Origin of the sequence: Microbacterium sp. NPDC076895 (genome assembly GCF_040687115.1) — a bacterium.
GTDB lineage: Bacteria > Actinomycetota > Actinomycetes > Actinomycetales > Microbacteriaceae > Microbacterium.
Genome location: NZ_JBFBMQ010000001.1, coordinates 216,972 through 241,491, shown reverse-complemented (window position 1 = coordinate 241,491; position 24,520 = coordinate 216,972). Strand labels below are relative to the sequence as shown.

25 protein-coding genes are annotated in these 24,520 nt (G+C 67.5%); 13 read left to right on the top strand and 12 right to left on the bottom strand.

The window, feature by feature from the left end; all coding sequences use genetic code 11:
* Positions 1–13: 13 nt before the first annotated feature.
* From AB0O89_RS01205 to AB0O89_RS01195, 3 genes are all read left to right on the top strand, one after another.
* Positions 14–217, top strand: coding sequence for a cold-shock protein (locus AB0O89_RS01205; protein ID WP_228178646.1), 204 nt, complete (start codon positions 14–16; stop codon positions 215–217).
* 235 nt (positions 218–452) lie between these two features.
* Positions 453–1,583, top strand: coding sequence for an acyl-CoA desaturase (locus tag AB0O89_RS01200; RefSeq protein ID WP_363493480.1), 1,131 nt, complete (start codon positions 453–455; stop codon positions 1,581–1,583).
* A gap of 256 nt (positions 1,584–1,839) precedes the next feature.
* Complete coding sequence (locus AB0O89_RS01195) at positions 1,840–3,318, top strand: DEAD/DEAH box helicase (protein WP_363493478.1); 1,479 nt, start codon at positions 1,840–1,842, stop codon at positions 3,316–3,318.
* A gap of 123 nt (positions 3,319–3,441) precedes the next feature.
* Here the strand turns inward: AB0O89_RS01195 and AB0O89_RS01190 are convergent, their stop codons facing one another.
* Positions 3,442–4,389 (bottom strand): aldo/keto reductase, encoded by a 948-nt coding sequence (locus AB0O89_RS01190; RefSeq protein WP_363493476.1) that lies wholly within the window; start codon positions 4,387–4,389, stop codon positions 3,442–3,444.
* A gap of 132 nt (positions 4,390–4,521) precedes the next feature.
* Between AB0O89_RS01190 and AB0O89_RS01185 the strand changes: the two genes are divergently transcribed.
* On the top strand, positions 4,522–6,120 hold the full coding sequence (locus tag AB0O89_RS01185; RefSeq protein WP_363493474.1) for a carbohydrate-binding protein: 1,599 nt from the start codon (positions 4,522–4,524) through the stop codon (positions 6,118–6,120).
* A 74-nt stretch (positions 6,121–6,194) separates the two neighbouring features.
* Positions 6,195–7,874 (top strand): glucose-6-phosphate isomerase, encoded by a 1,680-nt coding sequence (gene pgi, locus AB0O89_RS01180; protein WP_363493472.1) that lies wholly within the window; start codon positions 6,195–6,197, stop codon positions 7,872–7,874.
* 14 nt (positions 7,875–7,888) lie between these two features.
* Here the strand turns inward: pgi and AB0O89_RS01175 are convergent, their stop codons facing one another.
* On the bottom strand, positions 7,889–8,854 hold the full coding sequence (locus tag AB0O89_RS01175) for an NAD-dependent epimerase/dehydratase family protein (RefSeq protein ID WP_363493470.1): 966 nt from the start codon (positions 8,852–8,854) through the stop codon (positions 7,889–7,891).
* A gap of 104 nt (positions 8,855–8,958) precedes the next feature.
* Between AB0O89_RS01175 and AB0O89_RS01170 the strand changes: the two genes are divergently transcribed.
* Complete coding sequence (locus tag AB0O89_RS01170; protein ID WP_363493468.1) at positions 8,959–9,525, top strand: ribonuclease H; 567 nt, start codon at positions 8,959–8,961, stop codon at positions 9,523–9,525.
* 13 nt (positions 9,526–9,538) lie between these two features.
* Here AB0O89_RS01170 and AB0O89_RS01165 read toward each other — a convergent pair whose 3' ends face one another.
* The 3 genes from AB0O89_RS01165 to AB0O89_RS01155 form a co-directional block, all read right to left on the bottom strand.
* Positions 9,539–11,557, bottom strand: coding sequence for an ATP-binding protein (locus AB0O89_RS01165; RefSeq protein ID WP_363493466.1), 2,019 nt, complete (start codon positions 11,555–11,557; stop codon positions 9,539–9,541).
* Positions 11,558–11,695: 138 nt separating this feature from the next.
* Positions 11,696–12,736, bottom strand: coding sequence for an LLM class flavin-dependent oxidoreductase (locus AB0O89_RS01160; RefSeq protein WP_363493464.1), 1,041 nt, complete (start codon positions 12,734–12,736; stop codon positions 11,696–11,698).
* A 58-nt stretch (positions 12,737–12,794) separates the two neighbouring features.
* On the bottom strand, positions 12,795–13,334 hold the full coding sequence (locus AB0O89_RS01155) for a GNAT family N-acetyltransferase (RefSeq protein WP_363493462.1): 540 nt from the start codon (positions 13,332–13,334) through the stop codon (positions 12,795–12,797).
* A gap of 40 nt (positions 13,335–13,374) precedes the next feature.
* Between AB0O89_RS01155 and AB0O89_RS01150 the strand changes: the two genes are divergently transcribed.
* Positions 13,375–14,028, top strand: a complete 654-nt coding sequence (locus AB0O89_RS01150; RefSeq protein WP_363493460.1) for a GNAT family N-acetyltransferase — start codon at positions 13,375–13,377, stop codon at positions 14,026–14,028.
* Here AB0O89_RS01150 and AB0O89_RS01145 read toward each other — a convergent pair.
* Positions 14,008–15,318 carry an ISL3-like element ISPfr18 family transposase gene (locus AB0O89_RS01145; RefSeq protein ID WP_022882454.1) on the bottom strand — a complete coding sequence of 437 codons (1,311 nt, stop codon included), beginning with the start codon at positions 15,316–15,318 and terminating at the stop codon, positions 14,008–14,010. The two genes, AB0O89_RS01150 and AB0O89_RS01145, sit on opposite strands and share 21 nt — an antisense overlap.
* A gap of 27 nt (positions 15,319–15,345) precedes the next feature.
* Between AB0O89_RS01145 and AB0O89_RS01140 the strand changes: the two genes are divergently transcribed.
* Entirely contained in the window at positions 15,346–15,681 is a 336-nt protein-coding gene (locus tag AB0O89_RS01140; RefSeq protein WP_363493458.1) for a hypothetical protein, read from the top strand.
* 5 nt (positions 15,682–15,686) lie between these two features.
* Here the strand turns inward: AB0O89_RS01140 and AB0O89_RS01135 are convergent, their stop codons facing one another.
* Positions 15,687–16,124 (bottom strand): YdeI/OmpD-associated family protein, encoded by a 438-nt coding sequence (locus AB0O89_RS01135; protein WP_363493456.1) that lies wholly within the window; start codon positions 16,122–16,124, stop codon positions 15,687–15,689.
* 201 nt (positions 16,125–16,325) lie between these two features.
* On the opposite strand from AB0O89_RS01135, the gene AB0O89_RS01130 reads away from it, so the two are divergent.
* Complete coding sequence (locus AB0O89_RS01130) at positions 16,326–16,508, top strand: hypothetical protein (RefSeq protein WP_363493454.1); 183 nt, start codon at positions 16,326–16,328, stop codon at positions 16,506–16,508.
* Entirely contained in the window at positions 16,505–17,659 is a 1,155-nt protein-coding gene (locus AB0O89_RS01125; protein WP_363493452.1) for a PQQ-dependent sugar dehydrogenase, read from the top strand. The genes AB0O89_RS01130 and AB0O89_RS01125 overlap by 4 nt, the downstream gene beginning before the upstream one ends.
* Positions 17,660–17,669: 10 nt before the next feature.
* Here AB0O89_RS01125 and AB0O89_RS01120 read toward each other — a convergent pair whose 3' ends face one another.
* Positions 17,670–19,475 carry a GNAT family N-acetyltransferase gene (locus tag AB0O89_RS01120; protein WP_363493450.1) on the bottom strand — a complete coding sequence of 602 codons (1,806 nt, stop codon included), beginning with the start codon at positions 19,473–19,475 and terminating at the stop codon, positions 17,670–17,672.
* Between the two features lie 133 nt (positions 19,476–19,608).
* Here AB0O89_RS01120 and AB0O89_RS01115 point away from each other — a divergent pair, with 133 nt between their 5' ends.
* Positions 19,609–20,370 (top strand): NAD(P)H-binding protein, encoded by a 762-nt coding sequence (locus AB0O89_RS01115; RefSeq protein WP_363493448.1) that lies wholly within the window; start codon positions 19,609–19,611, stop codon positions 20,368–20,370.
* On the top strand, positions 20,363–21,259 hold the full coding sequence (sigJ, locus tag AB0O89_RS01110) for an RNA polymerase sigma factor SigJ (protein WP_363493446.1): 897 nt from the start codon (positions 20,363–20,365) through the stop codon (positions 21,257–21,259). Before AB0O89_RS01115 ends, sigJ begins: the two co-directional genes overlap by 8 nt.
* On the opposite strand, the gene AB0O89_RS01105 is transcribed toward sigJ, so the two are convergent.
* From AB0O89_RS01105 to AB0O89_RS01095, 3 genes are all read right to left on the bottom strand, one after another.
* Entirely contained in the window at positions 21,216–21,917 is a 702-nt protein-coding gene (locus AB0O89_RS01105) for a YoaK family protein (RefSeq protein ID WP_363493444.1), read from the bottom strand. The two genes, sigJ and AB0O89_RS01105, sit on opposite strands and share 44 nt — an antisense overlap.
* Before the next feature lie 74 nt (positions 21,918–21,991).
* Complete coding sequence (locus tag AB0O89_RS01100) at positions 21,992–22,990, bottom strand: HEAT repeat domain-containing protein (RefSeq protein ID WP_363493442.1); 999 nt, start codon at positions 22,988–22,990, stop codon at positions 21,992–21,994.
* Positions 22,987–23,679, bottom strand: coding sequence for a HEAT repeat domain-containing protein (locus AB0O89_RS01095; RefSeq protein WP_300590685.1), 693 nt, complete (start codon positions 23,677–23,679; stop codon positions 22,987–22,989). Before AB0O89_RS01095 ends, AB0O89_RS01100 begins: the two co-directional genes overlap by 4 nt.
* Before the next feature lie 106 nt (positions 23,680–23,785).
* Between AB0O89_RS01095 and AB0O89_RS01090 the strand changes: the two genes are divergently transcribed.
* Positions 23,786–24,196: a TIGR02611 family protein gene (locus AB0O89_RS01090; RefSeq protein WP_363493440.1), complete on the top strand. Its 411-nt coding sequence runs from the start codon at positions 23,786–23,788 to the stop codon at positions 24,194–24,196.
* Here AB0O89_RS01090 and AB0O89_RS01085 read toward each other — a convergent pair.
* Complete coding sequence (locus tag AB0O89_RS01085) at positions 24,114–24,512, bottom strand: HNH endonuclease (protein ID WP_300590683.1); 399 nt, start codon at positions 24,510–24,512, stop codon at positions 24,114–24,116. The two genes, AB0O89_RS01090 and AB0O89_RS01085, sit on opposite strands and share 83 nt — an antisense overlap.
* Positions 24,513–24,520 lie beyond the last annotated feature (8 nt).

Below are 24,520 nucleotides of genomic sequence, written 5' to 3'. Positions count from 1 at the left end.
AGGAAAAGACGATATGGCCACCGGCACCGTCAAATGGTTCAACTCCGAGAAGGGATTCGGTTTCATCGCTCCCGATGACGGTTCCGCCGACGTGTTCGCGCACTTCAGCGCGATCGCCGGCAGCGGCTACCGCAGCCTCGAGGAAGCGCAGAAGGTCGAGTTCGACACCGAGCAGGGCCCCAAGGGTCTGCAGGCTGCGAACATCCGCGCACTCTGACACAATCCCCTCGAACGCGCCGCTCCGAAGTCGGAGTCGGCGCGTTCGTCGTTTCTGGATGTCATCCATCTCAGCAGCGACGCGTTCCAGCCTGACGATGTCGTGTGAAGCCGCGAGTATTCGGATGCCGACATGTGCCCCTCCGTAGTGTGGGGAATAGCGAACGGCAACTGCCCTTGGCATCCATCCCGCGGCGCGCACGACGTGCGGCGCACGAGTGAAGTCAGGTGCCGTTGTGCCGTCATCCTCCGTATCTTCCCTGCCTCCCGTCGTCGCGGAATCGTCCAGGCTCGGGCCGGTTCGCCAGACCTATGCCGGAACCGCCGAGTTCCCGCCGGTGGCTCGCGCGTACACGCAGGTGTCGCAGGTCGTTCGTGAACTCGGACTGCTGCAGCGCACGCCGTGGTTCTACGCGGCCGTCGGCGCCGCGATCGCTGTGGGCTTCGGTGGCGCAATCACCGGATTCATCCTGCTGGGCGACAGCTGGTTCCAGCTGCTGATTGCTGCGGCACTTGGCATCCTGTTCACCCAGGTCGCCTTCCTCGCGCACGAAGCCGCGCACCGCCAGATCCTTTCCAGCGGCCCGGCCAATGACCGGCTCGCCCGGGTCCTCGGCGGGGTCGTCGGGATGAGCTACTCGTGGTGGGACTCGAAGCACTCCCGTCACCACGCCAACCCGAACCGGGTCGGCAAGGACCCCGACATCGAGGTCGATACGATCTCGTTCCTCGAGACGGATGCCGCAGCATCCCGTGGCATCGTGCGCCTGATCACCCGCAAGCAGGGGTGGCTGTTCTTCCCGCTCCTGACGCTGGAGGGCATGAACCTCTACGCGCTGAGCTTTCGTCACCTGCTCTCGCGCGGACCCGTCAAGGGTCGCTGGACCGAGCTCGGCATCCTGAGCCTGCGCTTCGGGATCGTGCTCGTGCCGATCTTCTTGCTTCTTCCGCTGGGTATGGCCTTTGCCTTCTTCGGGGTCATGGTTGCCGTGTTCGGCGTGTACATGGGGGCGTCGTTCGCGCCGAACCACAAGGGGATGCCGATCATCGCGCCTGACGCCAAGCTCGACTTCTTCTCCAAGCAGGTCCGTACGTCGCGGAACGTCGCGGGCGGATGGTGGGCGACGTGGCTCATGGGCGGGCTCAACTACCAGGTCGAGCACCACCTCTTCCCGAGCATGTCGCGCCTGCACCTGGCCCAGGCGCGTGAGATCGTGCGCGACTACTGCGCGACCCATGACGTGCCGTACACCGAGACCTCGCTGTGGCGCTCGTACGCGATCGTCATCGAGTACCTCAACCGTGTCGGACTTGCTGCCCGCGATCCGTTCGATTGCCCCATGGCTTCGGAATACCGCCGGGCCTGAGCGTTCCCAGCCCGCCGCGCGTGTCCGCCGTCCGGGCGGAGCTCCCAGGTATCACTGGTAGGGTCTTTCACGGCGGACATCGTTCTCGATCTCTGCCAGCGTCGTCGATACGCATCCCGGCCTGACGGTCCGGCTCTCTTCTCGAACGGCGAACCGATGCGCGAACCCGCGCCGTCGCCACTCCTCCGCTCACCACAGCCCTTCGCCGCTTTGCGCGGGTTGTGCAGCTGTGTGCGGATAACCACGAAAGCACCCCATGACTACTTTCCTTGACCTTGGCGTGCCCGCAGTGCTCGCCGAGGTGCTCAGCTCCTCGGGCAAGACCGAGGCCTTCCCGATTCAGCGCGACACGCTGCCCGACTCCCTCGCCGGGCGCGACGTGCTCGGCCGCGGCCGCACCGGCAGCGGCAAGACGATCGCGTTCGCGCTGCCGCTGGTCGCGCGTATCGCGGCATCCTCGACCCCGCTGACCTCCGGCCGTCCGCGCGGCCTGGTGCTGGCCCCCACCCGAGAGCTTGCGACGCAGATCGCCGCGACCATCGAGCCGCTCGCAAACGCCGTGGGCCTGCGGGTCACCACGATCTTCGGGGGCGTCAGCCAGCGTCCGCAGGAGCAGGCGCTGCGCGCCGGCGTCGACATCGTCGTGGCGTGCCCGGGCCGCCTCGAAGACCTGATGAAGCAGCAGGTCGTGCGCCTTGACCGTGTCGAGGTGAGCGTGCTCGACGAGGCTGACCACATGGCCGACCTTGGCTTCCTCCCCGGTGTGACTCGGATCCTCTCCGCAACCCCCGCCGACGGTCAGCGCCTCCTGTTCAGTGCCACCCTCGACGGCGGCATCGATGTGCTCGCCCGCCGGTTCCTGTCGTCGCCCGTGAGTCACGAGGTCGACGAGTCCAGCGTTCCCGCGGGGGAGATGACGCACCGCGTGTTCCTGATTCCCGGCACCGAGGAGAAGACTGCGCTCGTTCGCGAGCTCGCTTCGGGCCAGGGACGCCGCATCCTGTTCACTCGCACCAAGCACCAGGCAAAGAAGCTTGCCAAGCAGCTCACTGCCGCAGGCATCCCCGCTGTCGACCTGCACGGAAACCTCTCGCAGAACGCGCGCGACCGGAACCTTGCCGCGTTCTCGGCCGCGCCCGAGGATGGCGGCGTGCGAGTGCTGGTTGCGACGGATGTCGCAGCCCGTGGCGTGCACGTCGACCAGGTCGAGCTTGTCGTGCACGTGGATCCTCCCGTCGAGCACAAGGCGTACCTGCACCGCTCGGGACGTACCGCACGTGCCGGCGCCGAGGGAACCGTCGTCACGGTCGGCCTTGAGGCGCAGCGTCGAGAGATCGCCCAGCTGCTCAAGAAGGCAGGCATCCAGGTCGAGGCGGAGTCCGTGAAGGCATCGTCGGCAGCTGTCGACGAGCTGGTCGGACCGCGCGCCGAGCACCGGATGCTGCCTGTTGCCGCACCGGCATCGTCACCTCGCACCGCCCGCTCGGGCGGGTCGGGTAGCGGAGGCCAGCGCTCCGGAGGCGGACAGCGCAGCGGTTCGGGTCGCGGGACCCAGCCGGGACGCTCCGCGAAGCCCGGGCACACGGCTAAGCCAGCCCACGCTCATAACCCGCGTCACGCCGCCGACCAGGGTTCGGCAGCCGACCGCAACCCGCAGCGAGCCGAGGGTGCTCCCGCCCGACGTCGCCGCGGTTCACGCGGTCGCGGCGCGGGTCAGCGCCCCGCCGCCCAGTAAGGACCCAAGGTCTCACGCGAGGGGTCGCAACACGCCGCACGCGCACAGCGCGATACGGCGTGTTGCGACCCCTCGCGCTTCGCTCTGAGTCCAGGGGCGACCTGAGACCGCAGAGAGCTCGGCTCAGATGTCGGTCGGGGTCCACTCCGAGACGACGCTCAGTTCCTCGAGCTCCGCGTTGGTGAGCTGCAGCGTCGCGCTGGCCAGCAGGTCGGCGACCTGCTCGACGCGCGAGGCGCTCGCAATCGGGGCGACAACGTGCGGCTGTTCGCGCAACCACGCCAGCGACACCGCCGCCATCGTGCTCGCGTGGGCCGCGGCGATCCGCTCCAGGACCTGCAGGACCTGAAGTCCTTGCGGGGTGGCGTACTTCGCGGCGCCCTTGGCTCGCGGTGATGCGCCACCCTCGGCATCCGGTGACCGGTACTTGCCGGTCAAGAACCCGCTGGCGAGGGCGTAGTACGGCAGGATTCCAAGGCCGAACTCGTCGGCGATCGGGGCGATCTCGCCCTCGACCTCGTTGCGGTGCACGAGGTTGTAGTGAGGCTGCAGCGCGACCGGCTGAGCAACGCCCAGGTCGGCTGCAGTAAGCATCCATTCGCGGATGCGTTCGGGTGTGAAGTTCGACAGCCCGATCGTGCGAACGAGGCCATCGTCGACGAGCTTGCCGAACGCCGAGACAGCCTCAGCGAGGGGAACCTCGGGGTCGTCGTAGTGCGCGTAATACAGGTCGATGGTCTCGACACCGAGTCGTTCGAGTGACGCTTCGGCGGCACCGCGGATGTTCTTCAGGCCCGGGAAGTCGGGATGGCGGCTGACCTTGGTTGCGATGGTCAGCTGTGCGGACGGACGGGCGGCGAGCCAGGCGCCGATGATCCGTTCACTGTCGCCCCCGGTGTTACCCGGAACCCACGCGCTGTATCCGTCGGCGGTGTCAACGAAGTCGCCGCCGCCCTCGGTGAAGGCGTCGAGGATCGCGAAGCTCTCGTCGCGGTCGGCGGTCCAGCCGAACACGTTGCCACCGAGGCAGAGGGGGAAGACGTCGAGGTCACTGGTTCCGATGCGGGTCATGGCTCCATCCTGGCACCGCCAGAACGTGAGGAGATTCTCATCGTGTCGTCGATGTTTGCCCCGAGGCGCCGTCGATAGCGTGTGGCTCGCGGCATCCATCTCCGCATCAGCGTCCGCACCCGAGAGGACCCCATGACCGTTCGCCGTGCCCGCCCCGGCCTTGTAGCTCTCGCCATCCTGAGCCTCGTGCTGGGGGCTTTGTTGGCCATCGTCCCGGCAACACGATCGGATGCTGCTTCCTGCGCTCCCGCGTGGTCGTCGGGCGCCACGTACGTCGGGGGAGACACGGCCAGCAAGAACGGTATCCAGTACCGCGCGAACTGGTGGACGCGCGGGGATGACCCTGTCACCCGCAACGGCGTCACGGGGACGGGCCAGCCGTGGACCTCTCTGGGCGCGTGCGGTGTCGTGACACCCGCACCGACGGCGACTCCCACTCCGACGACCGCTCCGACGCCCTCGCCGACGCCGAGTCCGACCGGGTCGTGCACGGTTGCCGCCTGGAGCGCAGGGGCGATCTACGTCGCAGGAAACACAGCAACACGGGGCGGCATCCTCTACCGGGCGAACTGGTGGACGCGCGGGGATGACCCGGCTACGCACAACGGCGTCGCCGGGACAGGCCAGCCGTGGACCGCGCTCGGTTCTTGCGGTGCCACACCTACCCCCACGCCGAGCGCTACCCCCACGCCGACCCCCACCCCAACGCCCACGGTCGTGCCGACGCCGACGCCGACTCCGACGCCGACACCGAGCCCCTCCGACACACCGGGCATGCCGCTGGAGTTCGTCTTCAGCCCGTACAAGGACGTCACCGTCGGCATGAACTGGAACACGTTCGCGATGGGGACCTCCGTCGCAGGCACCTCCCAGCCCCTCGTGGGTGCCGGCGGGACGCTCGGCAGCAGCGCCACCGAGCTGGATGCCGTGACACTGGCTTTTGCAACCGGAACGTGCGGGAGCGAGAACTGGGGCGGCGTGGCTGCCCAGGCCTTTGCCGACGCCAACATTCCGGCGCTCGACGCGGCAGGCGTCGACTACATCGTTTCCACGGGAGGGGCGGCGGGAGCGTTCCACTGTTCCTCAGCTGCGGGCATGACCGCGTTCATCGAGCGGTATGGGTCGGATCACTTGATCGGCATCGACTTCGACATCGAATCCGGTCAGTCTGCGGCCGACATCCGTGATCTTGTTGCGTCTGCGGTCGGCGTCCAGCAGACCTACCCGGACCTGCGGTTCTCATTCACGCTCGCAACTCTCGCCGCCAGCGACGGCAGCTACGGCGGCCTCAACACGACCGGCGACACGACAGTGCGCGCGATTCTGGCATCCGGGCTTCGCAACTACACCGTCAACCTCATGGTGATGGATTACGGCACCGCAGGTGCGGGCGTGTGCGTCGTCAGCGGCGGACTGTGCGACATGGGTGCCTCGGCGATCCGGGCAGTGGGGAACCTGCAGCACACCTATGCGATCCCGGCAGGCAAGATCGAGCTGACCCCGATGATCGGGATGAACGACGTGCGCGATGAGGTCTTCACGCTCGCGGATGTGCAGACCGTCGCCGCCTACGCGAAGACGCAGGGGCTCGCCGGCATCCACTTCTGGTCGCTCGATCGGGATGTGCCCTGCTCGCCGCCGAGCGCGTGGGTGTCGATCACCTGCAACTCCGTGTCCAGCGGGAGCTCTTCGCTGTCTTACACGAATGGCTTCCTCGACGCGCTCGGGTGATGGATGCGGAGCGAGGGGCTAACTCACGGCCGATACTCCTGACGTCGGTGCTGCGGTTCGGTAGCGTGTGACGAGTGAACGCACCCGTCGATCCGACATCCACCCCCGCCTGGTCCGCCCTCACCGATGCCGCATCCGGATTCGCTCCGGACCTGCGTGCCTGGTTCGCCACCGACCCCGGCCGGGTCGACCGGATGAGTCATCCGCTGGCCGACCTGCACGTCGACCTGTCGAAGAACCTCGTGACCGACGAGATCCTTGCCTCGCTCGTGCAGCTGGCGGAAGAAGCCGGCGTTGCGGAGCGATTTGCGCAGATGCTCGCCGGCGTGCACCTGAACACCTCCGAAGACCGAGCGGTGCTGCACACGGCGCTGCGTCGCCCGGCAGGCGAGAGCCCCACGCTCGTCGTCGACGGCCAGGATGTCGACACCGACGTCCACGCGGTGCTCGACGCGATGGATGCCTTCGCCAACCGCGTGCGGTCGGGGGAGTGGCTCGGCGTGACCGGCAAGAAGGTCACGCACGTCGTCAACATCGGCATCGGCGGGTCGGACCTCGGCCCCGTCATGGTCTACGAAGCGCTGCGCCCGTACGCGACCGCCGGCATCGAGGCGCGGTTCGTCTCGAACATCGACCCGACCGACATGGCGCAGAAGACCGCCGACCTCGACCCCGAGACGACGCTGTTCATCGTCGCCTCGAAGACCTTCACGACGCTCGAGACCCTCACCAATGCCCGTCTCGCGCGGGACTGGCTGTGGGCGGGACTCACGGCATCCGGTGCCATCGACGGGACTGACGCCGCCAAGACCGACGCCGTCGCGCACCACTTCGCCGCCGTCTCGACCGCGCTCGACAAGGTCGCCGAGTTCGGGATCGACACCGACAACGCATTCGGCTTCTGGGACTGGGTGGGTGGCCGGTATTCGGTCGACTCGGCGATCGGGCTCTCGCTCACGATTGCGCTCGGGCCGGATGCCTTCCGCGACCTGCTCGCCGGATTCCACGCCGTCGACGTGCATGTGGCCACGACCCCGTTGGCGCAAAACGTGCCGGTGCTCATGGGCCTGCTTAATGTCTGGTACACGAACTTCCTCGGTGCGCAGACTCACGCCGTGCTGCCGTACGCGCAGCAGCTGCACCGGTTCCCGGCGTACCTGCAGCAGCTGACCATGGAGTCCAACGGCAAGCGCGTCCGCTGGGACGGATCGCCGGTCGTGACCGACACCGGCGAGGTCTTCTGGGGCGAGCCCGGCACGAACGGGCAGCACGCGTTCTACCAGCTCATTCACCAGGGCACACGGCTCATCCCGGCGGACTTCATCGCGTTCGTCAACCCCGCCTACCCCCTTGAGGACGGCGGGCGTGACGTGCACGGGCTGTTCCTGGCGAACTTCCTGGCACAGACCAAGGCGCTGGCGTTCGGCAAGACCGCCGAGGAGGTCGAGGCTGAGGGATCTACGGGCGCCTTGGTGGCGGCGCGCACCTTCCCGGGCAACCGCCCGACGACCTCGATCTTCGCCCCCGCGCTGACTCCGGCGGTGCTCGGTCAGCTCATCGCGCTGTACGAGCACATCGTGTTCACCGAGGGCACGATCTGGGGCATCAACTCCTTCGATCAGTGGGGTGTCGAGCTTGGCAAGCAGCTTGCGCTGCAGATCGCTCCGGCGATCGAGGGCGACGCGGACGCGATCGCGGCGCAGGATGCCTCGACCCGCGCGCTGCTGGAGTACTACCGGGCTCACCGAGGCTGAGGCCGTCGGCGCGCTCAGGCGAGCATCGCGCGCAGTACTCCCGCCTCCTCGGCGGCGCTCATGCCCGCCCGGCGCGGGCGATCACGGCCCCGTGCGAGTTCATCCGCGTGTGCGCGTTCGATGATCTCGCGGAGCGGCCGGTGCTTTCCGCCGGCAGACAGGTACGCGGCGCCGGATCTTTGTGCGAAGCCCGTGTGATCCGCGGGGAGCCACAGTGGGAGGGATCGGGGACCCGCCCAGTACGCGATGTCGTGCGCGACGAGCGTCTCGTCATCCACGCTGATGAGGTCGCCGTCGAAGGCGGTGACGTCGCGGACGACGTCGAACAGCTCCGACATCGGGATGCTCGGCCCGACGGCATCCATCACTCCCGTGTGGCCCGATCGGCTCGCGTCGATGATCCAGGCTGCCAGGTCGGCGACGTCGATCACCTGAGCGAAGCGGTCGCGCAGGTCGGGCACGAGAACGTCTCCGCCTCGATCGAGTCGCCCCGGCCAATACCCGAACCGATCGCTCGGATCGCCCGGGCCGACGATGAGACCGGGGCGCGCGACGAGCAGACTCGCGCCGCGGGCCGCGGCGGTCGTGCGCTCCGCGGCGACTTTGGCGTCCGCATAGTTCGCGAGACCCTGCGGTTCGACAACCGGTGACGATTCGTCGGCTCCGGGGGTTGCGGCGTCGGCATACACCGAGATCGTCGAAACGAGCGTCCAGTGCGCGGCTCGCGCGCTGAGGGCGGTGAGTGCTCCGGTGACGAACTCGCGATCGTAGGTGAGCTCGATGACCTCGTCCCACTCTCCCGCGAGCGTCGCATAGGCATCCGGATCACGGCGATCCGACACGACGTGGTGGGCGCCGTCGGGCGGAGCCCCCGAGTCGCCGCGAGCGAGGCAGGTGACCTCTGCGCCCTCCGCGAGAGCCGCGCTCGCGACGTGCTGGCCGAGCCATCCGGTTCCGCCCAGGACGAGGATTCTGCGCACGACCTCAGTCAACTCGCTGGTGTTCGGCTCCGCGTAGCAGTTTCGCTCTGAGCGTGCCGGGCGCGTCGCGCGGCGATCACCCCAAGGCTGGGAGACTGGAGGGCGTGCCAGAGCCCATCTCCCCGCATCCGACCGACCGGTACATCGTCGCCACCGACGGTGCCTGCAAGGGAAACCCGGGGCCGGCCGGGTGGGCGTGGGTCGGGGAGGACGGCAATTGGGCTGCCGGATCGCTTCCCGAGGGCACCAACAACATCGGTGAGCTGCTCGGACTGCTTTACGCGATCGTCGACCACGCCGATGTCCGCGAGCTGGTCATCCAGGCCGACTCCAAGTACGCCATTGACACCTACTCTTCGTGGATGGATGGGCACCGTCGCCGCGGCTGGGTGACCAGCGCCAAGAAGCCAGTGGCCAATCGAGACATCCTCGAGCGGCTCATCGCTGCGCGTGACGCGCGCCGGTCGGCAGGGATGCCGGATGTCGTGCTCGAGCACGTGCGCGGCCATAGCGGCCACCGCCTCAACAGCTGGGCCGACGAGCGTGCCGTGCGCGCATCCGAGCACGCCGCGAAGGGCGAGGCTCTCACCTGGACATCGCTCCGCGGTCTGGAGCCGTTGGATGTCACCGTCGATCCGCCGCGCGGTGCGGCGGATCGCAACACGCGCTGATCGGTTCGTGACTCTACGGCGTCATACTCTCGGACACCGCCGGAAGAATGAGGCTGGCGACCACTCCCTGGCGGTTATCTGACGCGATCTCCACTCTGCCGTCGTTCGCTTCGGCGATCTCTCGCGCGATCGTCAGACCCAGGCCCGCGCCGGCAGCAATCGCGGCCGCGGCGTCGCCTGTGCGATAGAACTGCTCGAATACGTGGGGGAGATCATCAGCGGCGATCCCGCTGCCGTTGTCGGTCACGGTGATCCGGATGACGGCGGCGGATGCGGCATCTGTGGCATCGTCGAGCTCCTCCGTCGTGGAGGCAACCTGGACGTGACCGCCGGAAGCAGTGAATTTCACGGCGTTGGAGATGAGGCAGCCGAGGGCTCGTACCACCTCGTGACGCGAGGCGCGGACGGTACCGTCGAGCTGGCCCAGGTCGAGTCGAACACCACGCTCGCGCGCGGCGGCGTCGTAGGGTATTGCTGCGTCGTGGACGATGTCGCTGACAGCGACTGACGTGCGCGGCGCGGGTGACGAGGAGGGGCGGCTCACGCGAGCGATCACGAGAAGGTCGTCGATGAGCTCTTGCAGGCGCCGTGCATTTCTAGACGCAATCGCGAGCCACTCCCGCGAGGGCTCTGACAGCTCGTTGCTCTCGTCGATGAGCTCGAGGTATCCGCTGACGCTTGTGATGGGAGTACGCAGTTCGTGACTCGCCGTGGCGACGAAGTCCACCTGGCGACGCTCTAGTTCCAGCTGCGCGGCCAATGTCGCTGCCCGGTCTCGTTCGGTGGCGATTCTCTCTTCCGCCAAGCGCGTTGAGTCTGTGACGTCGATGACCTGCACCGACACGCGGTCGGCGACGTTCTTGACGGGGGACGCATCGACGGTGAGGACGCGGTGGTCCGCCGTCTCGAACGTCACGAGGTCACCATCTCGAAGACTCCGTTCCATTGCGTCTCGGAGCGGGCTCCGAGCCCAGCGTTGATCCGAGTCGATGTCAGAGCTGAGCATGCGCCGTGAGGCTGTGTTCGAGAGGAGTACCGTCCACGCCTCGCTTCGCCGCTCGACGACCAGGAGCCCAATCCTCGAATCGACGACCCCGCTGGTGACCAATTCGGAGACGCTCTGGGCTGCCCTATTGGCGGATCGGATCTCATAGCTTGCCGCGGAGAGAAAGAGGTTTGTGCTCGAGGTCATGAACAAGTAAAGAACCACGACCAGCGTCGCCACTTCCGGAGGGAGACTTGAGTGCGTGAACGGCCCGAGGCCTGCAACAGTCGTGACGAGGACGACGACGCCTGCAGCGAGTGACTCCGCGTACGCGCCACGAATGGGGAACCGATACGCCGCCCAGGCGAGGATCCCGACCGGGAGGAACGTCAGCGGAGCGGCGGCATCCGCCGCAGCGAGGTAGACCAGGATTCCGGACAGAATCGTAATCTGTGCGACGATCTCTCCCCACGGCGTGGGCTGTCCGATGTGCGGAGGAAGGACTGCGAAGGGCGCGATCATCAGGATCGCGGCGGCGTGCGATGCGGCGGCATGAGCACCGATGACGAATGCCTCTGACGAAACCTGGGCGACGACGAGCGCAACGAGTAAACCCAGGACGGCGGAGGCCGCGAGCGTGCTCACAGCAAAACGCCACGCGTTGCTGACCGAGTTCAAGAGCAGACGGTTGGGCCGGCGAAGCTGCAGCACAATTGCGAAGACGCCTACTTCGACCGCGTTGGCGACTCCGAACGAGGCGGACACGTCGAGTGAACGTCCGGCCGCTGCGTTCGCGGCGGCCGTGACGACCATCACCATGACGATGACGAGCCACCAATTTCGGCGAGGAGTCCTCAGGATGAAGAGGGCCGACACTCCCGCAGCGGGCCACCACGCAGCGATGCTTGAGCCTGACGGGGTGAGTACGACGCTCATCTGCGACAAGACGAAGATCGCCACGCCTGCGATGAGCCATCGCCACCATGGCGGCGTCCGCATGAGCCCGCTCTCCCGCCGGTCATGCGCGGCGAAGACTCCTCCGACCATGAGGAGAATCTAGTGGGCGAGCTCTTCCTGCGGCAGTCTGGCGCGCGATGTGATGCCTGACGGGGTCAGAGAGCGCGCATTGACGCGACCCACCGCTCCACCTCGGCGCGCAGCACGCAGCGATCCTAGCGGCCGGTGTTACACGGGGACGGTGTCTCGGTTCGACTTCCATCCCAACGCGGGTGCAACGTACTTCGCGAACGACTCGACGACCCGCAGGTTGAACTCGACGCCCAGCTGACTCGGGATTGTGAGCATCAGTGTGTCAGCCGACATGACCGCGGCATCCTGCAGCAGCTGCTCGACGAGGATGTCGGGCTCGGCAGCGTACGTCTTGCCAAAGGTTGAGCGGAAGCCGTCAATGTAGCCGATGCCATCACCTTCCTGGCGGCCACCGAAGTACATGTGGTCCTCCGCGGTGACGAGCGGGAAGACGCTCCGGCTGACCGACACACGGGGCGTCCCGGCGTGGCCGGCATCCTTCCAAGCGGCGCGGAACGCATCGATTTGACGAGCCTGCAGGATGTCGAACGGTGTGCCGTCGGCCTCGGTGAGAAGCGTCGACGACATGAGGTTGACGCCGGTCCGTCCAGCCCACTCGGCAGTCTCACGGGTGCCTGCGCCCCACCACACGCGGGAGGCGAGTCCGGGGGAGTGCGGCTCGATCCGCTGCATCCCAGTGCCGCCGCCGAAGGGGCTTGACGCGTCGCGCTCGGCAAGTCCCTCGCCCCGGATGGCGCGCCAGAAGAGATCGAAGTGGTCGCGTGCGAGGTCGGCTCCTCGAGGATCCTGCGCGCCGGTGTACCCGAATGCCTCGTAGCCGCGGATGACGGTCTCGGGTGAACCACGACTCACACCGAGCGCGAGCCTCCCGTCGCTGAGCAGGTCGACTGCCGCAGCCTCCTCGGCGAGATACAGGGGGTTCTCATAACGCATGTCGATCACGCCGGTCCCGACTTCGATGTGCCTTGTCCGGGCAGCGATCGCGGAAAGAAGTGGCATCGGGGATGCCTGCTGACGCGCGAAGTGATGCACGCGAAAATACGCGCCGTTGACGCCGAGCTCGTCCATGCCCTCGGCAAGCTCGACTGCCTGCTTCATCGAATCGGCGGCGGTGAGGATGTGGCCTCCGCCGAGGGGACCGTAGTGGCCGAAGGACAATGTGCCGAATCGCTGCATGCCCGTCTTAACCTCGTTTCGACGTGTTTCATTCCCGTGAATGGACAGTCGGTGCCATTCAGAGATCGAGCGAGAGCACGTAATCGTACTCGAGACGCTTACCCACCTGGAAGCGCTTTGTGCCCACCATGACGAAGCCGTGCTTCTGGTAGAACCGCCGGGCGCGCACATTCTCCTGATTCACTCCGAGCCAAACCCGTGCGACATTCTGTGCTCGAGCTTCATCCAGGGTCGCCGCGAGCAAGCGGGCTGCAGTGCCGGATCCGTGGGTCTCCGGAAGGGCGTAGCACTTCGACAGTTCGGCGAGGGACGCACCAGTTTCGGAACCCAGCGCGGCGCGAACGTCGTCATCCGTCGGCAGAGCCAGCACGAGCATCGTGTAGCCGGTGAGGGTTCCGTGCTCATCGTTGACGAGCACGGTGCGGTCCGGATCGATGAGGTAGCCGGCGAAGGATGCCTCGCTGAGATGAGTCTCGATGAACGCGCGCTGATCGTCTGGCGTCGAAGCGGGAGGGCACGCGAGCGGAAAGGTTGCCGCCGCCAAGACGTGCAGTGCCGGTTCGTCTCCCGGGGCGGCGTGTCGGATCACGTCGCCCATTCTGCCTCGTGCGGCGCTAGCGTGATCGTCGGAGGAACCCATGCCGCAATTCGTCATCCGTCCCCTCGGAATCGACGAGGTTTCGGTCCCGGTGGACTGGGCCGCTGCCGAGGGGTGGAATCCCGGTGTGTCGGACGTGGGTCCCTTCTGGCATCAGGACCCGGAGGGTTTCCTCGGCGGCTTCCTCGACGGCACGATGATCGCCTGTATCTCTGCGGTCCGCTACGACGTGACATTCGGATTCGTCGGCTTCTATGTCGTCTCTCCCGGCTGGCGAGGTCGGGGGTATGGCATCCAGATGTGGGATGCCGCACTCGCTCATCTGGCGGATGTGCGAACAGTCGGACTCGACGGGGTCGTTGATCAGCAGAGCAACTATCGGAAGTCGGGTTTCGTTCTCGCCTACCGAAGCGTTCGCTACGCCGGCGTCGCGGCTCCTGGAGTTGGCGCAACCGCACAGCACGGCACACGGGGTATACGGCTGGTCTCGGCGGCGGAGGTTGCCGCCGAGGACCTCGTCAGGTACGACGCGCACCACTTCGGTGCCCCGCGCGCACAGTTCGTGCGGGACTGGATCACCGCGCCGGGCCACCACGGGATCGTCGCGGAGACCTCGGGCTCGCGTATCGCGGGCTACGGCGTGATCCGCCAATGCCGTGACGGCTATAAGGGCTCATCGCGAATGAGAGTGTAGGAGCGGTCTGAATCCGCCGGCTTCGAGGAGCGATCTGGCGACGTAGTGCGTGAGGTTCCGGAAGCCGAGGGCGGAACCGCGAAGGTGCTCGAGCCGGCCGTTGATGGCCTCCGTTGGGCCGTTGCTCGTTCCGGGGCGGTCGAAGAACGCGAGGATGTCCGCGGCGCGCTGCTTCAGTGTGCGGCCGAGGCGACGGACCTCTTTGAGCAGCGCGGGGACGCCGTTGCTGACAGAGTCGATCACCGCCCGCATCATCTCCTTCGCCTTGTTCTTGTCGGGTTCGCGGTAGGCGGCGACGATGCGCTGGTAGATGCCCCAGGTCGCTTCGACCTCGACGTGCTCCTCGGCGGCGAACACCGCGTCGAGCCGCGCGGTCTGCTTCTCGGTGAGGAAGCTCGCGCCGGTGTGGAGGGTGCGGCGGACCCCGTAGAGCGGGTCGCCGGCGTGACCGCGGTGCCCGAGGGTGTCTTGTTGGACGCGCTGCCGGGTCCGGTCGAGCGCGTCGCCGGCGAGGCGGACGACGTGGAACGGGTCCATCACCGGGACCGCGTCGGGGAGCTCTTCGGCCGCGGCGGTCTTGAACCCGGAGAACCCGTCCATCGCGACCACCTCGATCCGGCTCGACCACTCCGCAGGCCGGGCGGCGAGCCACTCCTTGAACACCTGCTTCGAGCGGCCCTCGACCATGTCCAGCAGCCTGGCCGGGCCCGTCTTGTTCCTCGCGGGGGTGAGGTCGATGATCACGGTCACGTACTTCTCGCCAAACCGTGTGTGACGCCAGACGTGCTCGTCGACACCGATCGTGGTGACCCCGTCGAACCTCGCCGGGTCGTCGATCAGGCGACGCTTGCCTTCGGCGATGATCGCGGTGTTCGCGGTATGCCACGACACCCCGAGCCCTGCTGCGGCGCGGGAGACGGTGAGGTGGTCGACCACGATCGCCGTGAGTGCCCACCCAATCCCGCCGCGGGAGATCTTCTCCCTCGGCGCCGCCGCCTTCGACGTGTCCTGCCGCCAGGTCCGGCGGCAGTGCGTGCACCGGTAGCGGCGCACCCGGACCAGCAGCGTCGTCGGCCGATGCCCGAACGGCTCATGCGCCAGCGGCCGCGTCACCGTGTCACGCGGCACGCCCTCCGCGCCGCACTTCCGACACCACGGGTCGTCCTCGACGACGCGGCACTCCAGCACCGCCCGATCAGGCTCGAGCAGCTGCCCGACGGCCTGAAGGCCGAGCTCGTCGAGACGGCAGAACGTGGTCAGGTCAGGGGTCGCGAACGTAGGGTGGTGCAAGTCGAGGTCTTCCGGCGGATGGTGAGCGTGAGAACTTCCATCCTGGAAGACCTCGACGCCTATCCGCGAACCAGCCGGCGGTCCCGGGCTACACCCTCAACTGCGAAGAGCCGCTATAAGGTCGGTCCCCTCTTCGCCGCCGATCCCGAGATTGCCGCCGATCTTCTTTCCGCGCTTCTGGCTACGGTCACACCCGGAAGTCTGGTATTCCTGGATCCGCCCCTCCCGAACGCTGCGGCAGGCGAGTTGGTGTCTCGTCTGGGGTGGCGGCCGATCTTCGAGACAGCGCGCATGTATCGAGGAGACCCGCTTCAGCTTCCCGTCGACGAGCTCTTCGGCGTGACGACGTTCGAACTCGGCTGATCGATTCAGCTCTGGAGCTGTTTCACGACCTTCGCGACCCGACGCGCGCGGGTGTCAGCCGCCTTCGCTTCATCGACAGAACGCGCATGTTCTTTGCGGCGCGACGGCGCCAGGGCGTCGAAAGCTTCGCGCACGCCCGCGGCGTCCAGAGCGAGCGCGAGGTCTTCGGGCACCTCGATCTCGCGCGGGGCGGTATCGAGTTCGACGGTGACGCTGTGCTGTTCGCCGCCGGCGACTCCGGCCGCCGACCTGGTTGCTGCGTTGACCGGGATGAGCGAGAGTCCGCGCATGACCCCGACCGTGGTCCGGTATTCGTATCCGTTGAGTACGACGCGCACGGGTGGGCGCTTGCCGCCGCCGATCTCGGCGATCTGCTCGTCGGAGAGCGGGATGCCGATGTTGTTGCCGCCGGTACGCAGCAGTTCCACGGTGAACGTCGGCATGATTCTCCTCGCTAGAGCGACGCGGCGGCCTCGACCCCTCGGAAAGAGGATTCCAGAAGATCACCTTGAATGGAACGTCAGCGCCCGTGGCGGGCAGTCCGTCCACGTCCGTCGACGCGGCGCCGATGATCTGTTCTGATGGGTCGCGGGCGAGCTTCGACGGAGTGCCCGCGGCGGTCCTGTCGTCCGTAGGCTGGGGGCATGAACAAAGGAACTCTCTGGACGATCCTCGGAGTCATCGCGGCGATCGTGATCGCGTGGATTCTCGTGGAACTGCTCTGGGGCGTTGCGATGCTCATCGTGAAACTCGCGGTCGTGGCGGTCGTCGCCCTCTTCGTGTTCTTCCTGCTGCGCTCAGTCTTCTCGCGATCCTCGTCTGAATGAACGTGCGCGCGGTTCGGGGCACAGCCGGTGCAGCAATCATCGCTGCGGCGTTGACCTTGACCGCGTGCGTCGAATCGGCATCCGAACGCCTGCAAACGCCAAGCGTCGAGGCGACGACGCCGGCGGCAACACCCACCCCCAGCGCGTCGTCGATGGCAGCGACGTGGAGAACGGCCGGCGCACCGACCGCTGCTGCGGCAAACCTGCGGGTGCCCTGGTCGGTCGCACCGTTCCGAGACGGAACCCGCATCGTGAGTATGCGCGGCGGCGAGATCGTGGAGATCGACGCCGGCGGTACGGTGCGCACGATCGGCGGCGTCTCGGGTGTGAGCGCGACCGGCGAGGGCGGTCTGCTCGGCCTTGCGGTGCTGGAGCAGGATGCCGAGACCTGGCTCTACGCGTATCTCACGAGCTGGGACGGCAATCGCGTCATCCGGATGCCGCTTCTGGGGGCTGCGGGTGAACGCAGTCTCGGCGGCGAGCAGGTCATTTTCGACGGCATCCCGAAGGCGAACACGCACAACGGCGGACGAATCGCGTTCGGTCCTGACGGATATTTGTACGTCGCGACGGGGGATGCCGGGAACCGGGATGCCTCGCAGGATCCGGGTTCGCTAGCGGGCAAGATCCTGCGGATCGACGCTGAGGGCTCAGCTGCGCCGGGCAACCCGTTCGGCACCGCTGTCTACTCTCTCGGCCACCGCAACGTTCAGGGTCTGGCGTGGACCGACGACGGCACCCTCTGGGCCACCGAGTTCGGTCAAGACCAGGTGGACGAGATCAACCGCATCATCCCGGGCGGAAACTATGGCTGGCCGATCCATGAGGGGGCCGCGGGTGACCCGGCCTTCGTGGATCCGATCGTCACGTGGCCGACCGATCAGGCGAGCCCCAGCGGAATGGCAGCCATCGGGAACACCCTGTTCATCGCGGCGCTGCGCGGCGAGCGGGTGTGGATGCTCGATGTCGGCACCGAGGGGCTGATCGGCGATCCGCAGCCGCTGTGGATCGGGGAGTTCGGTCGCATCCGTGATGCCGCCGTCGACGGCGACGAACTGCTGTTGCTTACCAGTAACACCGACGGGCGGGGGACGCCATCGGGCGACGACGACCGGCTGCTGTCGATTCCGCTCGTGGAGGCCGCGCCGTAGGCCTCGGTCTTCAGCGTGACAGGGCGTCGAGCGTCCGCACGATGGCGACGGCATCCAGCTCGCCGTCACCGGACTGGACGCCGGCAGCGAAGAGTTGTGCACACGTGTCGATCACCGGAGACGCGATTCCCGCGGAGGCGGCTGCTTCTCGGATGAGCTCGGCGTTCGCGTGGACATCAGCGATCGAGGCCTGCGGGTTCATGTCGCCGCGGACGAGCTTGTCGGTCTTGACGCGTGACAGCGGGGAGGCCATCTGACCGGCGTCGAGGATGCGGCCAAGCACGGCGGTATCCATCTGGAGGGCGTCTGCGAAGTGAAAGGACTCTGCCAGGCCCGCGAGCAGCGAGACGAGAAAGACGTTGGCGCTCAACTTCATCGTGAGCGCCGCGGGAATCTCGCCACAGACCTCGATGCGCGAGCACAGCGGCTCCAAGAGCGGCCGCACACGATCGATCGCGGCCGCCGGGCCGGCCAGCAAGCCCACGAGGGTGCCGTTCTCGGCGGGTACGCGAGAGCCCGACACTGGTGCTTCGACGTAGGTGCCGCCCGCGGCCTCGATCGCGTCAGCGAGCCGTCGCGACTCCGTCGGAGCAATCGTGCCGGTGTTCACGACGGTGCGCCCCGCGACGAAGGGTTGGACGGTGCCGTGGGCGCCCTGCAGCACCGCCTCGATGGCTGCCGCGTTGCGCAGCATCACAATCACGGTGTCGGATGCCGCGAAGACCTCTTCGGCGGAAGCGGCAGCGGTGGCGCCGGCGTCGACGACCGGTGCGAGTGCGGCAGGTGATCGGGTCCACGCTGTCAGCGGGATGCCGGCGCCGAGAAGTCGGAGGGCCATCGGGGTCCCCATGAGCCCGAGGCCGATGAATCCGACACGACCGAAAGACTTGAAGCGCGCTGAATTCGGCGACGGTTCGGTGAGCTGCTTCTCGAACCAGTGATGCGCGTAAGGCTCGTCGTTGAATGCGGGGATCTCGACATAGCCCGCGGTGCGATACAGCCGGATGGCCTCGGTGAGTGTGCGGTTGGTGTCTAGGCGCACGACCGTGGACCCGGCATCTCGCGCCGCATCCTCGATCGCGGTGAGCAGGCGCCTGCCCAGGCCCATGCCCCGGGCCTCGGCGCTGACCCAGAGGCGTTTGATCTCGCCGACGCCATCGGCGTGAAGTTTGACGCCGACGCATCCGACGACGGTGCCCTTGAGCGTTGCGACGAGGAAGCGCCCTGCGGGGGGACGCAGCGCATCGGCCGGCGCGGGGCGGGTGGTGGCGGGGTCGAAACCCAGCTCGAACCGCTCTGCCAGAACGGTGTAGTACTGCGCGATCGCGTGCCGGGCTGCGGGTTCGTCGGGATCGACGGGGGAGACCTCGATTGCTGAAGCGGTCAGTAGCCGGCGCGTTGTCGCTGCGGCAGCAAGGAGCTGCTCTCGTTGTTTCGGCGTCAGCGGATCGAGGATCGCGTCGGCCAGGTCATCGGACAGGCGATCAAGGATGCTGATCTCAGCGCGTCCGGCATCCGTGACCTCTGCTCGTCGCACGCGGCTGTCGTCGGCGGAGGCCGCGGTCACGATGAGGCCCTCCTGCTCAAGGGCTCGGAGCATGCGGCTGAGGTACCCAGAGTCCAGCCCGAGTCGCTCGCGAAGCTCTCGCACCTCGGCGCCGCCGGTGCCGATCTCCCAGAGCAGCCGGTCGAGGGCGAGTGACCTGCCGCGGTCGAGATACTGGTCTTCGAGAACGCCGATGCGTTCGGTGACGGTTCTGTTGAACGCGCGCAGTTCCGCGCGGGCGAGAACAGGATCAGGCGGGATCGAACTCATATGTCTGACTATAGTCAGACAATCCTTCGATTCGAGGCCTGAATGAGGAGCCACCTCACGTTCTGGGGCGCTCCGTCGTCCTGAATGATGAGAGCGTGCGTCCTGGTCGTGACGGCGCGGACGAGGAGAGATCATGCGCATCGCCGTTGCAGGTGGAACCGGAACTGTGGGTCAACACATCGTCGAGCAAGCGACAAGAGCCGGTCACGACGTCGTCGTGCTCTCGCGCTCTAACGGCGTCGATCTGGTGACAGGGGACGGAGTGCGCGCCGCGATCGATGGAGCGGATGCCGTCGTCGACGTCGCCTCGATACAGACCCTGTCGGCGAAGGCATCCCGGGAGTTCTTCGGAACAGCCACTGAGAACCTCTTGGCGGCTGCCCGCGGCGCCGATGTTCACCACGTCGCGCTGTCGATCGTGGGTGCCGCGCAGGCTCCCCACGGTTACTACGCGGGCAAGTTTCTGCAGGAGCAGCGGGTGGCGGCATCCGCCGGGCATTGGTCGATTCTGCGGGCGACGCAGTTTCATGAGTTCGCCGTTCAGGTGCTCGCCCAGGCGAAGGTCCTCGGCGCACACCTGGTGCCGCGGATGCGCTCGCAGCCGGTGGCAGCTGCCGAGGTTGCCGCGGCCCTGCTTCGGATCGTCGAGAGCGGAGCCCACGGCGACGCGCCCGACCTTGCAGGTCCGCGCGAGGAGCAGATGGCTGACCTCGCCCGCAGATACCTGCGCCAGACAGGATCGGGGGCGCGCGTGGTCGAGGTGCGTCTTCCCGGCGGATTGGGTACGGCGATGGCGAACGGCGGACTGCTGCCGGGGTCCGGCGCGCGCCTCGGGTCGCAGACGTTCGCTGACTGGCTTGATCAGTACGGTGGCTCCGGGAGAACCGATGACTGATGAGCCCCTCGACGACGAGGCGATAGCTGAGCGTCGGCACCTCGTGTCGCTCGCATTCCGGATGCTGGGAACGGTCGCTGAGGCTGAAGACGCTGTGCAAGAAACATACGTGCGCTGGTATCGCCTCACCGATCAGGAGCGGGCGTCGATCGTGTCGCCGCGCGCATGGTTGACCCGCGTGGCGGGCAGGGTCTGCCTAGACATGCTCGGGAGCGCCCGGGCACGGCGCGAGAGCTACGTCGGGGAGTGGCTCCCGGAGCCGGTGCCGGTCTCGGCGTTCGCCCCACCGCGGGAAACTGACGCGCGAGACCCGCTTGACCGCGTGAGCCTGGACGAATCGGTCTCCAGCGCGCTCCTCACGGTGCTGGAGTCGATGACACCGGCAGAGCGGGTCGTGTTCGTGCTGCACGAGGTCTTCGCGATGCCGTTCGGCGAGGTCTCCGAAGTGGTGGGGCGAACGGATGCGGCATGTCGCCAGCTCGCGGCATCCGCTCGCCGTCGGGTACAGAGCGCTGCCGCCCGTCGGGTCTCGCGGGAGGAACACGACCGGGTGGTCTGGGCTTTCGCGGCAGCCGCCCAGTCAGGGCGCCTTGATGAGCTGGTGGCGGTGCTCGACCCGGCCGTCGTGCTGCGCTCGGATGGCGGCGGACACGTCAGCGCCGCTCGCCGGCCGGTTGTCGGCGCCGACCGCGTCGCCCGCTTCCTCCTGGGTATCGCGAACAAGCGCCCCGAGGTGAAGCTCGAACCCCAGCAGACACCCGATGGGCTTGGTTTTGCCATGTGGCTCGACGCGCGGGTCATCGGCGTCGTGACGCTCGAGGTGAGTGAGGGGAGTGTGCGCGAGGTCAGGCTGGTGTTGAACCCCGAGAAGCTCTCGCTCTGGCCGTGAGATCGACCCACGTGATTGCGAGAGCGAAGACCGCGGCGTACCAGAGCGCTGCAGTCCCGAAAGCCGCATAGACCGTTGCGCCGCCGATCGCGCCTACTGCGATCGCGAGCCAGAGCGCAAGGTAGCGGAGCCACCCGGTCCGGTCACCGCCCCGGAGCGCCCCCGCGATCCCCTCGCCGATCTTCACGAGGGCGCCAGTCATATAGGTAATGCCGAAGGAGGGCCCGCCGCTGCCACTGAAGACGGTGTTCACGGCTCCCATCGCGAGCGAGAGGCAGACCGCGGTGGGGGCGACCGCCACCAGAGCCGCGCCAGTCACCGCGTTGGCGTCGACCGGGGGAGCGGATGCCAGAGCCGCACCGACGGCGATCAGCACCGCAACGCCGAGCAGAACAAGCCAGCCCCGATCGCGCCGCGGTGATCGGATCGCCGTCCCGGCCATCACACCGACAACAAAGGCGACGATCACCGCGAAACCGAATCCGGCCGCTGCTAGATCGCCCCCGGCAAGCTCGACGCCCGACTGGGTCGTGTTGCCGCTCATGAACGACACGAAATAGCCGCCGAGGTAGATGAAGGCAATGCCGTCGATGTAGCCCGCCAAGACGGCGAGCAGAACGGCGATCGCGAGCCGAGAACGGGGGAGTGAATCGACCACGGCTGGGCGGCATCCTTTCCCCCGCGGGCCATCTCGCGGCGTCAGCCCAGATTATCGGCGGTCTGCTGCCGGTGTCAGTGCTCGCGGATGCTCACGAGGTAGCGCGCCGTTAGTCGCACTCGGTTATCGGGGTCTTCGACGAGCCGCTGGAGCATGCGCGTCGCGTCTTCGCTGTCGATCTCACCGAGCGCCTGTGTGAGTCGGAGTCGAGCCTCAGGGTCACCGGGAGTCGTCAGTGCGGCATCCAGTCGCTTCTCGATGGTCCCGGGATGCGCCCGCGATATGTGCCCGAGCGATTCGGCCGCCTCGACATCGCCGTCGCCCCGAACGATCATCGCGATGAGTTCATCTGCCGCCTCCGGGACTGCCCGCGACCCCAGAGCGAGAGCTGCGCCGGCGCGGATGACCGGGTCGCGGTGGGAGAGAGCGCCGCGCAGGACAGGATCGACATCCGTTCGCTGCGACGCGGCGATCTTGACGAGGGTAGCGACTGCGCGGTGCCGGACCGCACCATCGCCCGCGTCGAGGGCGTCGCGCAGTGCGGAAATTGCCGTTGCGTCGGCCGAGCGCGCCAGCGCCCACTGCAGCGCTCCTGCGACGTTCGGGTCATCCTCCGTAAGGACCGCGCCGATCAGCGCCGAGACGATCGGCGGTTCCGCGCTGGCCAGGGCGGCGCGTTGGCGTTGCGAGGCGTCGTCGGATCCCAGCCGTTGCAGCAGCGCCACCGTGTGCAGCACGTCGGTCCAGTGCTCGGGTTCGTGATCTCGCAGCTGCCGGAGCCGCCTCAGCAGTTCCTGCTCTCGGGCGATGGTGTCGACCGTGCCGGCGATCACCCGATCGAGGATGTCGGTGGGCGTTGCTCCGGAGTCCTGCAGGGCGTTCCCAACCTGGCGTAGCGGCATGCCGAGTGATCGCAGCGCCTCGACCTGCAGCAGGCGGCGCAGATCGTCGTCACCGTAGTCGCGGTACCCGGAACTCGTGCGCTCGCTCGGCTGGACCAGTCCGATGCGGTCGTAATGCCGCAGCATCCGTGCGCTCACTCCCGAGAGACGGGAGACCTCACCGATTCTCATCGGGGTGACACCGCCGTCGCATCGTCGGCCGGCTCCGGCGCGTTGCGGAGCGCGACGACCCGCTTCGCCTCGAACACGGCTGCTTCGAAACCCTCGTCGGGGTCGGCGAGGAGTCGCTGGGTCGCGAGCGCATGCATCCGTGCGCTCTCGGTGACGTCTCCCGCGAGAACATGATTGATCGCACGCGATCCCGCCTCTCCGAGGCCGACGAGCGCGCGGCTGAGACTGCGTTGCACCTCAGCGTCGCCTCGACCGAGCTGGCCGGTGAGCGCGTCGGCAAGCGCCGATTCGAGGCCTTCGGGAACGAGCGCGACCGCGGCACGCCACGCGGATCGTGCGACGTCGTCATCCGGATCGGAGAGCACTTCGGGGGTGATCGCCTGCCACCCGGCAGCGACACCGACCTTCGACAGGGTGTGGAGCGCCTGGCTGCGGGCCTGCGGATTCAGGCTGCGCGCCTCGGTCACGAGCAGCTGCACCGTCTGGTCGCTGTCGTGCCGGGTGATCGCCCAGGTGAGGGTGTCACGCACCGCGAAGTCCGGCTCGACCCCGCACCGTGCGATCAGGAGCTCAATGAAGCTCGGATCGGGGCGAGATCCCGCGGTGAGAGCCGCCTGCAGCCGCGTCGATGCCGAGGCATCCCGCAGCAGCGCATCGAGCCGGTCGGCGTTTCGGGTTTCCGTGGTCATGGGCCACCTCCTGACCCCAGTCAAAAGCTTGTCACAGTGACAAGGTCAAGCGCCTGGGTGACCGGCTTCACAGGGATCTCGCCGCCCCGCGTGTTAGCGTCCGGGCATGTCCTCGACAGGCCCCGAGGCTGCACACCCCAGCTCCGACCCCGCGCCATCCGGCTCACTCGAGCGTGAGATCCGTGCCGAGATCGCTGACGCTGAGCGCGAGGACCGCCCGATCAGACGGATGCTGCGCACAGCGCGCGCGTGGGTCGCGCGGCATCCTCGTATCGAGCTCGCCTACCGTGTCGCCGTCGCTCTCGTCGGCACGATCATGACCCTCGGCGGACTCGTGCTCGTTCCACTGCCGGGGCCGGGATGGTTGGTCGTCTTCCTCGGGCTCGCGGTGCTCGGCACCGAGTTCCACTGGGCGCGGAGGCTGTCGGGCTGGGTTAAGCGGATGCTGGACCGGTTCTGGCAGTGGTGGCGTCAGCGTCGCGCGGCTCGTGTCGCTCGCGAAGCTCGCGCAGAATGAGAGCCCAGGCCAGAAGGAACCCCGATTCGTCGAGCCGTCGTCGACGCATCCAGCTCGTGACCTCTGCGTTGCACTTGCTTGCGTTACAGCTGCCGCAGGCCGGAACCACGTTGTCTATGGTGTAGCGGCCGCCGCGCGAAATCGGAAGCACGCAATCCTTCTGGAGGGCAAGACCCGCGCGCCCGCAGTACGCGCACCGTCCCCACGCGTCGCGGATCAGTACCCATTCGACTTCGGTGAGGTCACTACCCGATGCGGCCACACGCCTGGCGCGGCGCCGTGCAACACGGGCACGGCGGGTGCGTGGGACGGCCATGGCATTGA

Coding starts and splice junctions, on each gene's coding strand:
- AB0O89_RS01160 (WP_363493464.1), bottom strand. CDS start 12,736: ATGCAGCGATTCGGCACATTGTCCTTCGGCCACTACGGTCCCCTCGGC.
- AB0O89_RS01090 (WP_363493440.1), top strand. CDS start 23,786: ATGTCCTCGACAGGCCCCGAGGCTGCACACCCCAGCTCCGACCCCGCG.
- AB0O89_RS01120 (WP_363493450.1), bottom strand. CDS start 19,475: ATGAGTTCGATCCCGCCTGATCCTGTTCTCGCCCGCGCGGAACTGCGC.
- AB0O89_RS01185 (WP_363493474.1), top strand. CDS start 4,522: ATGACCGTTCGCCGTGCCCGCCCCGGCCTTGTAGCTCTCGCCATCCTG.
- AB0O89_RS01100 (WP_363493442.1), bottom strand. CDS start 22,990: ATGAGAATCGGTGAGGTCTCCCGTCTCTCGGGAGTGAGCGCACGGATG.
- AB0O89_RS01115 (WP_363493448.1), top strand. CDS start 19,609: ATGCGCATCGCCGTTGCAGGTGGAACCGGAACTGTGGGTCAACACATC.
- AB0O89_RS01150 (WP_363493460.1), top strand. CDS start 13,375: ATGCCGCAATTCGTCATCCGTCCCCTCGGAATCGACGAGGTTTCGGTC.
- AB0O89_RS01095 (WP_300590685.1), bottom strand. CDS start 23,679: ATGACCACGGAAACCCGAAACGCCGACCGGCTCGATGCGCTGCTGCGG.
- AB0O89_RS01130 (WP_363493454.1), top strand. CDS start 16,326: ATGAACAAAGGAACTCTCTGGACGATCCTCGGAGTCATCGCGGCGATC.
- AB0O89_RS01125 (WP_363493452.1), top strand. CDS start 16,505: ATGAACGTGCGCGCGGTTCGGGGCACAGCCGGTGCAGCAATCATCGCT.
- sigJ (WP_363493446.1), top strand. CDS start 20,363: ATGACTGATGAGCCCCTCGACGACGAGGCGATAGCTGAGCGTCGGCAC.
- AB0O89_RS01135 (WP_363493456.1), bottom strand. CDS start 16,124: ATGCCGACGTTCACCGTGGAACTGCTGCGTACCGGCGGCAACAACATC.
- AB0O89_RS01205 (WP_228178646.1), top strand. CDS start 14: ATGGCCACCGGCACCGTCAAATGGTTCAACTCCGAGAAGGGATTCGGT.
- AB0O89_RS01085 (WP_300590683.1), bottom strand. CDS start 24,512: ATGGCCGTCCCACGCACCCGCCGTGCCCGTGTTGCACGGCGCCGCGCC.
- AB0O89_RS01155 (WP_363493462.1), bottom strand. CDS start 13,334: ATGGGCGACGTGATCCGACACGCCGCCCCGGGAGACGAACCGGCACTG.
- AB0O89_RS01165 (WP_363493466.1), bottom strand. CDS start 11,557: ATGGTCGGAGGAGTCTTCGCCGCGCATGACCGGCGGGAGAGCGGGCTC.
- AB0O89_RS01190 (WP_363493476.1), bottom strand. CDS start 4,389: ATGACCCGCATCGGAACCAGTGACCTCGACGTCTTCCCCCTCTGCCTC.
- AB0O89_RS01195 (WP_363493478.1), top strand. CDS start 1,840: ATGACTACTTTCCTTGACCTTGGCGTGCCCGCAGTGCTCGCCGAGGTG.